The sequence below is a fragment of the Kitasatospora sp. NPDC005748 genome (assembly GCF_040630735.1).
GTDB lineage: Bacteria > Actinomycetota > Actinomycetes > Streptomycetales > Streptomycetaceae > Kitasatospora.
This window is the reverse complement of the sequence record NZ_JBEXYD010000108.1, coordinates 1-13630: the sequence shown is the minus strand read 5'-3', so window position 1 is coordinate 13630 and position 13630 is coordinate 1. Positions and strand designations below refer to the sequence as shown.

Below are 13630 nucleotides of genomic sequence, written 5' to 3'. Positions count from 1 at the left end.
CCAACCGCTCGGGTCGCACCGGCAGCCTCAAGGAGGCCGTGGCGGGCGCCGACGTCTTCATCGGCGTCTCGGCCCCGAACGTGCTGGACGGGGGAAGTCGGCCGGACCGACTTCCCACTCCGCCGCAGTGGACCACGCCCCGCCGACTGCCGACAGGCCGCCAGTACGCTGGGTCGATGCTGCTCCCCGCCCTCCCGCGGACCCGCCTGCGGTCCGCCGACCGGCCGGCTGTCGACACGCCGTTCGGCCCGTTGACCTTTGCCACCACCCTCGGGAGCACCGACCTCCCGGAGCTGCCCGACGAGGGTTTCGAGCTGCCGGGCGGCGGAATCCTCGCCCGCTGGAGCCGGCCCGAGGCTCGCGTCGAGCTGCTACTGGCTCCGTACGACCCCGGCCTCGACCCCGAGGCCTGGGGGCCGCTGACCGGCTGCCACGCAGGGGTATGGCGGATCGACGCTCTCGCGCCGCTCGGGCGGGTGCGGTTCTCGGCGGGACTGCCCGTGCGGCTTCCGGAGGGTGCCGAAGCGGGGTGGGACGGCGGGCAAGCGCTGGCAGCGATCACGGTGGAGGACGGGACGACCCGGCTCACCGTCGGCGGTCACGACGAGGAGGCGATCTGCGGCGCAGTCGACGCGGGCGAGGCACCCCGGCGGTGGGCAGCCCTGATCGACGAGGTCCACAACCGTTCGGCGGGTACGTGGGGTGTGGACGTCGACCGCGACCATGACATCTCCTGGAGGCTGCCCCCGTTGGGGCCGGGCGACCACTGCGAGCTGCCCGTGATCGCCGCCTGGTCCCCGGTCGCGGACCAGACCGCGAACACCTGGTACGCGGTCATGGCATCACCCACGGTCCTGCTGCGTCAGTTCACCCCCGGCCCGACAAGGCGGCACGGTAATCCGGACGCGCGCTGATCACGGCCCGCGCTCTGCCGTCTCCCCCGCGGAGTGGGAAGTCGGACCCACCGACTTCCCACTCCGAGTCGGCTTGTTCTCCGGACTGAGGCGCCTCGCTCGGGTGAGCGAGGCGCCTCAGGGGCGCGAAATCGTCACCGGTGCGGGTGGGTCTATGCAGGAACGTGAATGGTCCTTGCCCGGTTCACCGGAGGCTCCTTATGGTCCTGACTAGGAGTCCGCAGCGTGTGTAGGGGAGAGGGTCATGGAGCTCACGAGGATCGCTGGCGGAGACCCGGACTGCCGCGAAGACGACTGTCCGACCGTCTACACGACCGATCGGGGGACCATCGCCGTGCAGGGCTTCACGGTGCACCGGACGACCCCGGAGGGCGAGGCCGTGGTGGAGATCCCGGAGGCTCTTCTGCGGGAGGCGTTCCATGCTCTTGACCGGTGAGGACTGGCGGGCGTTCTTCGACTCGTTCAAGCAGGAGGCGTTTCGGCTGGAGACCCGGAGTTCCTATGCCATGCCGGGCGAGGCCGAGGAGTTCCAGGAGTTCCTGGCCACCGGCGAGTTGCATCTCGATGCCGACGACAGGTGGCTCACCCGTGTGCGGAACTACCGTGCCACGGGCCGCAGGATCGCTCGGGTGCATGTACTCACCCGGCCGTTGTCCGACTACCTGCGGTACGAATTCGCGGCCTACGCCTACAACGTCGAAGCCGGGGAAGACATCAGGATCCTCGATCTCACCAGCACGGAGAACCCTGGTCTCCCTCATCAGGACTTCTGGATGTTCGACGACACGAAGGTCGTCGACATGAGGTATGGCCCGGATGGCACGCAGATCGGCCGAGAGCTTCTGGAAAGCCCTGACATCGACCAGTTCCGGCACTGGCGGGATCTCGCCGTCTCGCTGTCGGTCCCCTTCACGGAGTACAGCGCGGATTGACCCACGATCCCGGTAGGGCCGGAGAGCAGCGTCGAGACCTTGCAGCAGCACTCAAGGATCTCCGGCGCGCCTCCGGCCTTTCCGGGGAGCGTCTGGCTGTTCGGTGTGGCATGAGCCAGAGCAAGATCTCCCGAATCGAGAACGGGAAGACTCTGCCGTCGGTCGTCGACGTACAGCAGATACTCAATGGTCTCGGTGTCGACGAAGACCTGGCACGGGAGCTCTTGACGCTGGCCAGCGCGGCGAACGCCGAGTACGAGGACGTCAGGTCATCGGTCCGGCGTGGCCTGCATCTACGACAGCGTGAGCTAGCTGCTCTTGAGGCCGGCGCCTCGCACATCCGCTACTTCTTGCCCGCGATGCCGACCGCCCTCCTCCAGACGCCCGAGTACATGCGGACGGCGATGAGTCCCCCGGTTGCCCCAGCTGACGCTGATGTCTCCCAGGCCATTGCGCTCAAGATTGAACGGCAGGCTGTCCTGTACGACCAGGGGAAACGTTTCGACTTCCTGTTGACCGAGTCTGCTGTTCGCTGGCGGCTGTGCGAGCCGCTGGTCCTGGCCTCGCAGATCGATCGGCTCGCCTCTCTTTCCCGTCTGCCCAATGTCACGATCGGCATCGTTCCGTTGTCGGCCCAGGTAGCGGATGCGCCGTTCCACACCTTCACGGTCTACGGCGCCAACTTGGTGACCATCGAGCTCTTCACCGGACGGCTAGTACTACGCGACCCCAAGGACATTCAGCACTATCACGCCCTGTTCGAGTTCTTTCGCGGTAAGGCGATCGAGGGGGACCCACTCAGGTCCATGCTCCGGCGATGGTCGGATGAGTTCCGCCGTGCCGCATAGCCGGTTTATGCAATGACGTGAATCCTCGTGCTACTGCAAGCACGGTGACCCTACCGTGGTGACCGAACAATCTGGTCGCAACGACAAGGAGACCGGCAGATGAGGCAGATGTCGTCGCCGTGGGGAGTGAGCAGGATGGAGCCGTTCCCCCGGGGAGCCGCGGTTCCGGCGTTCACGCCTGTGATCGATCCTGAGACGCAGATCGCCGTGCTCGTGGACGAGCACGGTCGCACCGTCGAGTTGGGGGGCCACGGCACCAGTACCAGCGGGCTGACGCCCACCATGACGAGCCCCGGCGACGGGTCGGGGCCGGGCGGGGCGACGGATGCCGACTCCACCGAGTCCTTCGACCAGGACCAGAGCTCCGGGTGACGAGCGACGACCGCTCGTCAGTGCTGGTCCTCACCAACTCCCGTGATGTGACCGCGGATGTGGTGCTGCGAGTGCTGGCCGGGCGTGGCGTCCCGGTGGTCCGGCTCGATCCCGGCACCGATCTGCACGAAGGCGCCTCGCTGACCACCCGGTACCGCACGACCGGTCAGCGGGGAACCTTACGGACGCCGACCCGGAGGCTGGACCTCACCCGGGTGCGGTCGGTCTGGATGCGCCGAGCCTCTCCCTACGAGGGGCCCGCGCAACTGGACGGGCAGGAGCGACGGTTCGCGGCCACCCAGTCGTTGTGGGGTACCGGGGGTGTGCTGGCCTCGCTCCCCGGTGCGCACTACGTCAATCACCCGTGGGCCAACCGGGCTGCCGAGTACAAGCCGGCGCAACTCGCGGCAGCGCAGCGGAACGGGTTCCGGGTACCCGACACACTGATCACCAACGAGCTGGGTGCCGCCCAGGAGTTCGTGGCGGGCCAGGTCACCGGAGCGGTCTACAAGCCGTTGTGGAACATCGCGTACGAGGTGGCCGGCCGGCCGCGCCAGGTGTGGGTTCGGGACGTGCGTGCCGGTGAGCTGACCGCCGGGGTGGAGGTCTTCCCGCACCTGTTCCAGGCCAAGGTGGCGAAGGCGTTCGACGTGCGGTTGACCGCGGTCGGCGACCGGGCCTTCGCGGTTCGGATCGACAGCCCCGATCTCGACTGGCGCCGGAGGCAGGACCTCATGGCGTGCGCTCCGGTTGCCGTGTCCGAGGAGGTCTCGCGCGCCGTCACGTCCTACCTCGGTGAACTCCGGCTGGTGTACGGAGCGTTCGACTTCGCCGTGACAGCGGCCGGTGAATGGTACTTCCTGGAGTGCAACCCCAACGGGCAGTGGGCGTGGCAGCCACCCGAGACCACCGATGCGATCGCCCAGGCCATCGCCGACCAGTTGCAGAGAGGCCCCGACGCATGAGCCCGTCCGCAGAGCTCCGAGCCGCAATGGTCCGCCGACTCACGGCAGAAGGCACGCTGAGCGATCCGGCGTGGTGCAGAGCGGCGGAGGCCGTCGCACGCGAGGACTTCGTCGGCCCGTACTTCGAGCCGACGCCGAACAGCGCACCGACCGCCTACCGGTCGGTGCGCCCGAACGATCCCGGGTGGCTGGAGGGTGTCTACGCCGATCGGACGCTGATCACGCAGCTCGACGGCACGACACGGCCGGGTCAGGAGGGCGGGGAGCCGATCGTCGGCTCCCCGTCCTCCTCGTCGACCCTGCCGTCGCTGGTCCTGCGGATGTGGCAGCAGCTCGACGCCGCCCCGGGCCACCGGGTGCTGGAAATCGGCACCGGGACGGGATACTCGACGGCCCTGGGCGCCCACCGGCTCGGCGATGCCAACCTCACGAGCGTCGAGTACGACCCCGTGGTGGCCGAAGCCGCTGCGTTCGCGCTTCGCGGGGCCGGCTACGCGCCCCGGCTGATCAGCGGCGACGGGCTGCGAGGGGATCCTGACGGCGGAACGTACGACCGACTGATCGCCACGTGTTCGATCCGGTACATCCCGATGCCCTGGCTGCACCAGGTGAAGCCGGGCGGTCGGATCCTGGTCACCCTGTCCGGGTGGAGCTACGCGTCCGGGCTCGCGCTGCTCACGGTCACCGGAGCGGGGAGTGCGACCGGCCGATTCCTGCCCGGGTTCACCAGCTTCATGATCGCCCGCCCGCACGACCGCCCGCCCCGACCCGGCCTCGCGATGCTGCCCGGGGAGGAGCGCGCGAGCCGGATCGACCCCGCCGTCATCGGAACGTGGACCGGGAGCTGGGTGGCCCAGCTCGCAGCACCCTCGGCGGAGCGGATGGGGGCGGGCGGAGAGCAGATTCTCGTGGATGTGGCCACGGGTTCGCTGGCCCGGACGAGAGCTGATGCGAGTGGTCGTTGGACCGTGATCCAGCGCGGACCGTTGCGGCTCTGGGACCAGGTGGAGCGAGCCGTCGAGACCTGGCAGGAGGCCGGCGAGCCGCACCAGGAGGGATTCGGGATCACCGTTTCGGACGCAGGGCAGCGGGTGTGGATCGGCACAGAGGACGGCCCGGGCTGGGACCTGCCGGTGTGAAGGAGGTGGATCGGATGGTGGCGCCCCCTCGCTTGGCAGCGCCCGACAGGGTCGCCGACACCTGCGGCGCGAACACCAGGCCTCGCACGCCCGCACTGCTGAACTCGCACCTGGCGTGCGGCCACTCGCACCTGCGGTGCGCACCCGTCCGGATTCCTGGAAGCTCTCCTCCTGGGTGGCTAGCGTCACTGGTGCAGGTGCATCGCCACCTACGCACCACTCGACGTCATCGAGAGGAGCACCAAATGACCACCACGTCCATCGAGTCAATCGATCTGGTCGTCCGCGAGCCGCGCAACCCCCGGGACTTCGTCAAGCCCGAGGTGTGGGACCGCGAGGTCGCGCTACTGATGCGCGACCACCCCTTCGACGAGGTGATGGCCACCCGCCTGTTCGGCGCGGCCGTCTCCTACCTCATCACGGCGATGGAGAAGTGGGGCCAGGGGCTGGAGATGTGCTGCGGCCGGATCGTGGACATCGCCGTCCACGTCTTCATCCTCGACACCACGAACTACCGGGAGTTCTGTGCTGCGCACTTCGGCGGCCGGTTCCTGGAACACGTCCCGGAGATCGCGTTCAAGTACGACGGCTCCGTGGAACGGACGGCCCAGATCATCGCGGACAACGGGTTCGAGGTGGACTGGAAGCTGTGGGAGGCGGACTACGCCAGGTGCGGCCCGTGCAGCCCCGGCTCCAACTGCCACTGACCTGTAGGGCTGAACCCGGGGCCCGGAGGCGATTCACGCCTCCAGGCCCCATCCGACTGAATTGCTTCCTTTCCCCTCTTTCCCGGGAGCACGCGCCGGTAGGTTGTCGCCGGACTCGACACGGCACCGCCCACCTCGTCGCCCCGGAGAGCACCCATGTCCAGCGCGCCCCGAACCGCCCCGGAGTACTGGGACAGGTACCGGCCCCACCGCGGGGACGGAGCTCAGGCCCGTCCCGAGGCGAACCATTTCGACTGGACCGGTGTCCCCGGTCACGGACCCGGCGCGGAGATCCTGCGAAATCCGGGGACAGCACTCGACCTCGGACCCGCCGAGGGCGAGAACGCGGCGTTCCTCGCGAGAGAAGGGGTCGAGGTTGTAGCCGTGGACTTCTCGCTCTTCCAGGTCGAGCGTGCCCGCGCGTTCTGGACCGATCTGTCGGCGCTGGAGTTCGTCCACGCCGAGGCCTGCGCGTTCCTGGACGAGGAGGTGAGGTCGTTCGACGCGATCTACTCGACCTGGGGTGCGGTCTGGTTCACCGATCCCGAGGAATTGCTCCCTCGGATCGCCAAGCGGCTGGCCCCAGGCGGCACCTTCGCGTTCTCCCATCGTGAACCGGCTGCCGGAACATACGGCGCCCAGGTCATGGGAGGGAAGTGGCTGGAGGGCCGCGAGGCCGAACTGACGGTCCTGCGCTGGCAGTACACAACCGAACAGTGGACCGATCTGCTCAAACGCCACGGCTTCACCCACATCAGCGCACTGGTGATTCCGGCCCGGGAGAGCAGCGTCCTGGGGACGCTGCTGCTGACGGCAGAGGCCACGGCTGGGCTCTAGAGGCGATCAATGAATCAGGACAACCGTCGGAAGGACAGGAGGCCTTACCCCGCGGTGCACGCCCTTATGAGCGCCCCCTGACCGTCACTACCGTTGAGTTCCTGTCGGCCCCGGGGAGGGATCGTGTCTCGCACAGAGACGGTCGTCGACGTACCGGCCATCCTGCGCGCCGCCCGGGCGGTGAAGCGGATGGCCCTTGCGGAAGTAGGCGCGCACGCCGGCTACTCCGCCTCGGCCATGTCCCGGATTCTGCGAGGCCAGATTCGCGGCCAGGGAGGACGTCCGCATCCTCGACGCCACCGAGCAGGACTTCGGGATCCCGGACCAGGACTGGTGGATGCTCGACGAGTCCTCGGTCGTCCACCTCAACATCTGCCCGGACGGGACGCAGATCAACCGCGAACTGGTCGATGAACGAGCCGAAGAGTGTCGGGAGTTGAAGCGGCTGGCTCTCGCGAACTCGGTGCCGTTCCTCGAATACTCGGACGACCACATGTGGCGGCCGATCCCGATCAGCTCGGCTGATCGGGATCGGATCAGGATGCTCAAAACCCTGCCCCTGTGAGCCGGGGGGTCGGAGTGGGAAGTCGAACCCGCCGACTTTCCCCGGGCTGGGAGGTGTGAACGAGGTGGATCGGTTGGAGGCGCCCCCTCGCTCGGGTGGAGCGAGCGGGCGCTGTCGGGTCAGGTCGTGAGGTGGTCGAACTCGCCGGCCTTGATGCCCTGGACGAACTTGGCGAACTTGGGCGGGGTGGTGCGGACGATGATGTCACCGGTGTCGGACTCACGGAGTTCGACCATGCCGTCGACGGTGCGCACCTCTACGCAGTTGTCACTAGAGCTACTGAACGAAGACTTCTGCCATTGATTCCGGGACATCTTTAGCCCTTCAAGCTTCGCGCTGTACGTTGGATCAGATCTCGTGATTCTTCACAAGTGAGAGCCGCCCTCTCGATGCGGTCAAAAGTGCTGCGATATGATTCGAGTTCATCTGGGGCATCGAAGAAGATGGGGCCTCGCGAGGACTCCATTTCAACTGTATCGAGTTCGGAGACCGCTCCGAAGCTGTAGAGGATGCTCTCGATCGGGCCTGGATGGGTGTGCACGCCGAAGGGGACCACACGGACACTCACGTTGGCCCTGACAGAGTCATCGACCACGCCAAAGAGTTGCTCTCGCAGCACATCGGTGCCGCCGAAGCGCGTGAGCAGGCTGGACTCGTGGACGTACACCTCCAGCTTCTTACCAGGACTCTGAAGAAAGGTGTCTCGCCGCTTTCTGCGAAAAGAAGTGCGCAGCTCGATCTCACGGGCCGTGAGGCCAGGGATCTTCCGACTGAACATACCTTGCGCATACTCACTGGTCTGCAGGAGCCCTGGAAGGAATACGGACGTCCAAACCTTGACGGTCCCTGCAGCGAAGTCTTCATGTTCGGCGGATTCAAGGAAGGCATTGGGGATCAGGCCGCGATACTCCTCCCACCAACCCTTCCCTCGTGATGCAATGATTTCGGCGAGCGCGCCGATGAGCGACTGATTGGTGTAGTTACAGGCTGCCATGATCGTGTGGAGCCGATCAACGTTGACGCTGGTCTTCCCGCTCTCCATCTGCGTCACCTGGGTGGGACTCACGCCGAGTACGCGAGCGAGCTGGCTGCCGCCGAGGCCGGCCTGTTCGCGCATCCGTCGCAGCTCGGCACCCAAACGGCGTTGGCGGAGAGTCGGGTTGGGGCGACCGGGCATGACGTCCTCTCGGCGTTTCGTGAGACCAGTGTGCCGTGTGACCTGCGCGCCGAGTCAACCGATCACACGGGAGGTGGAACTTCCTCGCGAACTACCAAAATTTAGGTTCTCGTGCGCTACGGTCGTCTCACATCGATCCGATGGATCGTCAGTAACGCCTGTTCCCCGGGCAGTAGGCGCCTGCTGCCCGCGCACCGCAGAGCAGCCGTACGCGGCATTCCCAGTCCCGTTCCGGCCTGGCTCACGGCGACGTATCCGCCGGTTCCACCACACCCACTCCACTCCGCCTCTCTTCGGAGGTCCCTCATGTGTGCCTTCACCCTGCCCGAACCGCCCGACTGGTCCGCCGCCCGCGAGGAGCTGCGCGAGGCCCTCGACCTCGCCGGCTGGCCCGACGACCTCATCCACGACGCCGAACTCGCCCTCTGCGAGCTCTACATCAACGCCTGGCGCCACGGCGGCAGCCCCGCCCCGCTCGTCGTCGTCCTGCTGCGCGACCACACCCTGCGCGTCTCCGTCGCCGACGACAACCCCCACCTCCCCGAACCCCGCACCCCCGCCGACCCCTACGCCCTCTCCGGCCGGGGCCTGCACCTCGTCCGCTCCCTCACCCACCGCTTCGGCACCGACCCCCGCAAGCACGGCAAACGCGTCTGGTTCGAACTGGACGCCGCCGCGTGACCACCACCCCCCGACCCGACACCGAGAGGAACCCCCCGTGGGAGTCCTGATCCCGATGACCACCGACGCCATCCACACCGAACGCACCACCGTCGCCTACCTCACCGTCGAACACGCCCCCGACGCCACCGTCCAGCTCCGCCTCGCCGTCGACCTCGACCTCCACACCGGCCCCGGCGAACAGCTCGCCCTCCCCCTCACCCACCACCAGGCCCACGACCTCCTCCACGACCTCGCCGCCCACCTCGGCCACCGCGCCCTGCGGATCCGCCGATGAGAACCGGCACCGCCAACCTCCTCGTCGGCGCGGCCCTCCTCACCCTCCTCGCCCTCGCCCTCACCACCGTCGCCCTCGGCGTCCTCACCACCCTCAAAATCAACCACCACCCCCAACCGCCCCCGCCCCCGCCCATCACCCCCCACGGCCGCTGGGAACTGCGCACCCGCCCCGACGGCACCCACGAATACGCCTGGATCGCCCGCCAGGCCGGCCACTACGGCCCCGAAACCCACCACCGCACCCCACCGAAGAAACCCGCACGCCACGCCCAACCGCACTGACCGGACGGACGCGGAGGCCCCGCGCATCAGGGCGGGGCCTCGCCGTCCCACAGAAGCGAACGCCCTGGTCGGAAGAGTCTCGAAAAACTTCTGAACCACCTGCAACCGCTGGCGGAGATGCGCGTCTATACGGATGAAGGCACGGAGAGCGAGACCGGCAAGGCCGGGGGGCGCTACCGCTGACAGCGGGGCCGGTCGTCTTCACACACCGTCAGCACCGTGACCCTGGGGAAACACGTCATGCGCAAGTCCGTTATGCCCTCTTTCACGAAGAACATCACCGCCACCTCCGGCCGCCGCCGGCTCGCCGCCGTCGCCGCCACCGTCGTCCTCGCCGGCTCCGTCCAGCTGATGACCGCCGAGGCCTCCTGGGCCTGTGGCTCGGGGAACACGGCCGCCGCCGAGACCAAGCCGGTCACCCCCGCCTCCGCCCACCGGGGCAACCTCACCGCCGGGTTCCACATGACCCCCGACGGTTAGAGCATCACCGCCGGCGGCGCCAAGGCCGAGATCGGCGTGGGAGTCACCAACTTCACCGGTGCCCCGTACGAGAACGTCGGCCCCGGCATCGCGATCTTCAACCCGGAAGGCTCCACCCGGCTGGAGGACTTCACCGTGGAGGCCGCCACGGAGCACGGCTGGAAGAAGCTCACCCTCCGCCACGGCTGCGACCCCACGATCATCGCCGACACCAGCTCGCTCAAGACCAAGCAGCTCACCGACGGCCACGCGACCCACTTCGCCTTCCGCGTCTCCGTCTCGGCGAACGCCGCCGCCGACCTGAAGAGCTTCGAGGTCTACCTCGGTGGCAAGGCCGACGGCTACCCCCTGGAGCGGGGCGGCACCCACACCTACAAGGTGCTCCGCACCGCCGCCCCGGCCAAGCCGGCGACCACCGCGAAGCCGGCCGCGAAGCCCACGACCACGGCCAAGCCCACCACCAAGCCCGCCGCCCCGAAGTCGGCCGCCCCCGTCGCGCCCGTCGAGGACAAGACCCCCACCGCGGCCCAGACCCCCGCCACCCCCAAGGCCACGCCGACCGCCTCCGCCACCACCGCGCCCGCCACCACCGCCCCGGCGGGCACCCCCGAGCTCGCCCAGACCGGCGCCGGCACCCCCAACGGCTTCCTCGCCGCCGCCTCCGCCGCGTTCGTCGCGCTCGGCGCGGGCGTCCTGTTCGCCGTGCGCCGGCTGCGTCCCCAGCGCTGACCGGCCCACGGACCACCACAGGGGCCCTGCCCCCGCACGGCGGTGCGGGGGCAGGGCCCCTCGTCGTTCCCGGGTGACGACCGGCTCAGTCCTCGACCGGCTCCCGGCCCGCCGACGTCCACCCCGGGGCCCACCCCGAAGCCGCCGCGCTGGCCGCCAGCAACCGCAGGCCCGCCTCCGACGACGAGCCGGGCACCGCGCTGAAGAGCAGCATCCGGTGCCCGGACGCCTCCGGCAGCGGCAGCGCCTCGAAGTCCAGCGCCAAGTCCCCGACCACCGGGTGGTGGAACTCCTTGGTGCCGAACAGGCAGTCGTGCACCGGGTGGCGCGACCAGAGCGCCGCGAACTCCGCGCTCTTCATCGACAGCTCGCCGATCACCTCGGCCAGCTGCCGGTCCTCCTGGTGCCGCCCGGCGGCCAGCCGCAGGAAGGCGACCTGGGCCCGGGCCTCGGTCTCCCAGCACGGGTAGAGCTCCCGGGTCCGCGCGTCGAGGAAGAGCAGTCGGGAGAGGTTGGGGCGCGCCGACGGCGAGTCCGGCGCCGCCGCGTCCAGGTGCCCGGCCAGCAGTGCGTGGCCGAGCGGGTTCCAGGCCAGCACCTCGTTGCGCAGGCCGACCACCACCGCCGGGACGTCGGCCATCGCCGCGATCAGCCGGCCCACCGCCGGCCGGACCCGCTCGAAGCGCTCGGCCGGGCGGCCCTTCGCCGGCCGGCCCGGGCGGGCCAGGTTGCGCAGGTGGGCGTGCTCGTCGCCGTCGAGGCGCAGCGCCCGGGCGATGGCGTCCAGCACCTCGTCGGAGACGTTGCGGCTCTGCCCCTGCTCCAGCCGCGTGTAGTAGGTGATGCTGACGCCCGCCAGCTGGGACAGCTCCTCGCGCCGCAGCCCGGGCACCCGGCGCCGGCTGCCGTACGTGGTCAGCCCGACGTCCTCGGGTCGCAGCCGGGCGCGGCGGGTGCGCAGGAACTCGCCCAGCTCGCTGGGCTTCTCCGCCCCCGCCGACGACACCAAGGAGGCCGACGCCGCCGAGGAAGGGGCCGGCGACGGCCTCTCCGCCGACCGGGGCTGCTGCGCTGACGGTGTCTCGGGTGCGGTCATGCCTCCAGTGAACACCGCCGGGCGGCGCCGAGCCTGTCCCTGCCGGTGCCACCCTCCGCGGGGGTCTGGGTACCCCCGGCGCGGCCCAGCAGGCTGCTGCCGTACCCGGAACACCCCGTCGAGTCGAAAGGCAGCGGAGCGATGACCGCCACCCTGTCCGAAGCACCAGCCCTCCCCCGCACACCAGCCGGAATGACCGGCCGGCAGCGGCTCGTCCTGGTCGTGCTGCTGGCCGCCCAGTTCATGCTGGCGGTGGACTTCTCGATCCTGAACGTCGCCCTGCCGGTGATCGGCCAGGGCCTCGGCTTCGGGCTCGGCAGCCTGCAGTGGATCGCCACCGCCTTCGCCCTGAGCGCGGCGGGCTTCACCCTGCTGTTCGGACGGGTCGCCGACCTCTTCGGGCGGCGCCGGGTGTTCCTGATCGGTCTCGCCGTGCTCGGCGTCTCCTCGCTGGTCGGCGGGCTGGCCACCACCCCGGAGCTGCTGCTGGCCGCCCGGGTGGCGCAGGGCCTGGCCACCGCCGCCGTCACGCCGGCCGGGCTGGCGCTGCTCACCACCGCCTTCCCGGAGGGCCCGCTGCGCGAGCGGGCGCTGGGCCTGAACGGCGCGCTGATGTCGGCCGGCTTCACCTCGGGCGCGGTGCTCGGCGGGCTGCTCACCGACCTGCTGAGCTGGCGCTGGGCGTTCTTCGTCAACATGCCGGTGGCCCTGGCCGTCCTGCTGGTGGCGCCCCGGCTGATCGCGGAGAGCCGGCCGGCCGGGAAGGTCCGGATGGACTTCCCGGGGGCGGTCACCGTCACCGGCGGTCTGCTCGCCCTGGTCCACGGACTGACGGCGGCCGGTGAGCACGGCTGGGGCGACCCGCTCGCGCTCGGCTCGCTGGGACTGGGCGCGGCGTTGCTGGTGGCGTTCTGGTTCGTCGAGCGGACCGCCGCCTCGCCCCTCGTGCCGGTCCGGGTGCTGCGGCGGCGCACGGTGGTCTGGGGCAACGCGGCCGGCCTGCTGGCCTTCGCCACCGAGACCTCGCTGGTCTTCCTGCTGACCCTCTACCTCCAGCGGGTGCTGGGCTTCTCCGCGCTGGCCACCGGCCTGGCCTTCGGGGTCCTGGGTGCCGGCACCGTGCTCGGCGGTGTGGTCGCGCCGCGGCTGATCGGGCGGCTCGGCAGCCGGGGCGCGCTGCTCGCGGGATTCCTGGTGCAGGCCGCCGCGACCGCCGCGCTGCTCCTGCTCGGCGCCGACCGGGCCTGGCTCGGCCTGCTGCTGGCGGCGACCTTCGTCGGCGGGGTCGGCAACATGCTGGCGATCGTCGGCTTCATGGTGACGGCCACCTCGGGCCTGCCGGACGAGGAGCAGGGGCTGGCCACCGGCGTCGCCACCATGACCCAGCAGGTCGGCATCACCCTGGGCACCCCGGTGATGAGCGCGGTCGCCACCGCGGCCGCCGCGGGGACCACCGTGCTGACCGGGGTCACCTGGGCGATCGCCGTGAACACCGCGCTGGTGCTGCTCGCCGCCCTCGCCTCGGCGCTCTTCCTGCGGCGGGGATGAGTGCCCCGCCCGACCGGCGGAGTGGGAAGTCGGACCGGCCGACTTCCCCTCGGCCAGCGAGGAGCGCACTCCCGGGCCG

The 13630-nt window shown here is 69.7% G+C and carries 18 protein-coding genes and 1 pseudogene; 16 read left to right on the top strand and 3 right to left on the bottom strand.

The features are described 5' to 3' along the window. The 10 genes and pseudogenes from ABZ495_RS35895 to ABZ495_RS35850 form a co-directional block, all read left to right on the top strand. Positions 1-914: hypothetical protein (locus tag ABZ495_RS35895; RefSeq protein ID WP_359840142.1), on the top strand; the 914-nt coding region annotated here is incomplete at its 5' end. Between the two features lie 244 nt (positions 915-1158). Beyond that, positions 1159-1350 (top strand): hypothetical protein, encoded by a 192-nt coding sequence (locus ABZ495_RS35890; RefSeq protein WP_359808308.1) that lies wholly within the window; start codon positions 1159-1161, stop codon positions 1348-1350. Beyond that, complete coding sequence (locus tag ABZ495_RS35885) at positions 1334-1846, top strand: DUF6879 family protein (RefSeq protein WP_359808309.1); 513 nt, start codon at positions 1334-1336, stop codon at positions 1844-1846. The genes ABZ495_RS35890 and ABZ495_RS35885 overlap by 17 nt, the downstream gene beginning before the upstream one ends. Next, on the top strand, positions 1843-2694 hold the full coding sequence (locus ABZ495_RS35880; protein WP_359840140.1) for a helix-turn-helix transcriptional regulator: 852 nt from the start codon (positions 1843-1845) through the stop codon (positions 2692-2694). Before ABZ495_RS35885 ends, ABZ495_RS35880 begins: the two co-directional genes overlap by 4 nt. A 108-nt stretch (positions 2695-2802) precedes the next feature. Next, entirely contained in the window at positions 2803-3066 is a 264-nt protein-coding gene (gene tgmA, locus ABZ495_RS35875) for a putative ATP-grasp-modified RiPP (RefSeq protein ID WP_359840143.1), read from the top strand. Continuing rightward, on the top strand, positions 3063-4031 hold the full coding sequence (gene tgmB, locus ABZ495_RS35870) for an ATP-grasp ribosomal peptide maturase (protein WP_359840138.1): 969 nt from the start codon (positions 3063-3065) through the stop codon (positions 4029-4031). Before tgmA ends, tgmB begins: the two co-directional genes overlap by 4 nt. Beyond that, positions 4028-5170, top strand: a complete 1143-nt coding sequence (gene tgmC / locus ABZ495_RS35865; protein WP_359840136.1) for an ATP-grasp peptide maturase system methyltransferase — start codon at positions 4028-4030, stop codon at positions 5168-5170. Before tgmB ends, tgmC begins: the two co-directional genes overlap by 4 nt. Before the next feature lie 245 nt (positions 5171-5415). Then, positions 5416-5877: a hypothetical protein gene (locus ABZ495_RS35860; protein WP_359840135.1), complete on the top strand. Its 462-nt coding sequence runs from the start codon at positions 5416-5418 to the stop codon at positions 5875-5877. Positions 5878-6033: 156 nt separating this feature from the next. Then, positions 6034-6714: a class I SAM-dependent methyltransferase gene (locus tag ABZ495_RS35855; RefSeq protein ID WP_359840133.1), complete on the top strand. Its 681-nt coding sequence runs from the start codon at positions 6034-6036 to the stop codon at positions 6712-6714. A 268-nt stretch (positions 6715-6982) separates the two neighbouring features. Beyond that, a pseudogene (locus tag ABZ495_RS35850) lies at positions 6983-7279 on the top strand (DUF6879 family protein); the annotation flags it as partial. Positions 7280-7398: 119 nt separating this feature from the next. Here ABZ495_RS35850 and ABZ495_RS35845 read toward each other — a convergent pair. Continuing rightward, positions 7399-7593: a DUF397 domain-containing protein gene (locus ABZ495_RS35845; RefSeq protein ID WP_359840131.1), complete on the bottom strand. Its 195-nt coding sequence runs from the start codon at positions 7591-7593 to the stop codon at positions 7399-7401. Between the two features lie 2 nt (positions 7594-7595). Further along, a complete protein-coding gene (locus ABZ495_RS35840; RefSeq protein WP_359840129.1) occupies positions 7596-8456 on the bottom strand; it encodes a helix-turn-helix transcriptional regulator in 861 nt (286 codons plus the stop codon). A 306-nt stretch (positions 8457-8762) separates the two neighbouring features. On the opposite strand from ABZ495_RS35840, the gene ABZ495_RS35835 reads away from it, so the two are divergent. The 5 genes from ABZ495_RS35835 (at position 8763) to ABZ495_RS35815 (ending at position 10907) form a co-directional block, all read left to right on the top strand. After that, the gene (locus tag ABZ495_RS35835) at positions 8763-9137 is read left to right on the top strand and encodes an ATP-binding protein (protein WP_359834087.1); all 375 of its coding nucleotides are present in this window, start codon (positions 8763-8765) and stop codon (positions 9135-9137) included. A 37-nt stretch (positions 9138-9174) separates the two neighbouring features. Then, entirely contained in the window at positions 9175-9414 is a 240-nt protein-coding gene (locus tag ABZ495_RS35830; protein ID WP_359840127.1) for a hypothetical protein, read from the top strand. Continuing rightward, the gene (locus tag ABZ495_RS35825; RefSeq protein ID WP_359812389.1) at positions 9411-9698 is read left to right on the top strand and encodes a hypothetical protein; all 288 of its coding nucleotides are present in this window, start codon (positions 9411-9413) and stop codon (positions 9696-9698) included. The genes ABZ495_RS35830 and ABZ495_RS35825 overlap by 4 nt, the downstream gene beginning before the upstream one ends. Before the next feature lie 240 nt (positions 9699-9938). Beyond that, a complete protein-coding gene (locus ABZ495_RS35820; RefSeq protein WP_359840125.1) occupies positions 9939-10178 on the top strand; it encodes a hypothetical protein in 240 nt (79 codons plus the stop codon). Positions 10179-10214: 36 nt separating this feature from the next. After that, positions 10215-10907, top strand: a complete 693-nt coding sequence (locus ABZ495_RS35815) for a hypothetical protein (RefSeq protein ID WP_359840123.1) — start codon at positions 10215-10217, stop codon at positions 10905-10907. An 85-nt stretch (positions 10908-10992) separates the two neighbouring features. Here ABZ495_RS35815 and ABZ495_RS35810 read toward each other — a convergent pair whose 3' ends face one another. Continuing rightward, on the bottom strand, positions 10993-11916 hold the full coding sequence (locus ABZ495_RS35810) for a helix-turn-helix transcriptional regulator (RefSeq protein ID WP_359840121.1): 924 nt from the start codon (positions 11914-11916) through the stop codon (positions 10993-10995). Positions 11917-12144: 228 nt separating this feature from the next. Between ABZ495_RS35810 and ABZ495_RS35805 the strand changes: the two genes are divergently transcribed. Next, positions 12145-13551, top strand: coding sequence for an MFS transporter (locus ABZ495_RS35805; protein WP_359840119.1), 1407 nt, complete (start codon positions 12145-12147; stop codon positions 13549-13551). The last annotated feature ends 79 nt before the right edge of the window (positions 13552-13630 follow it).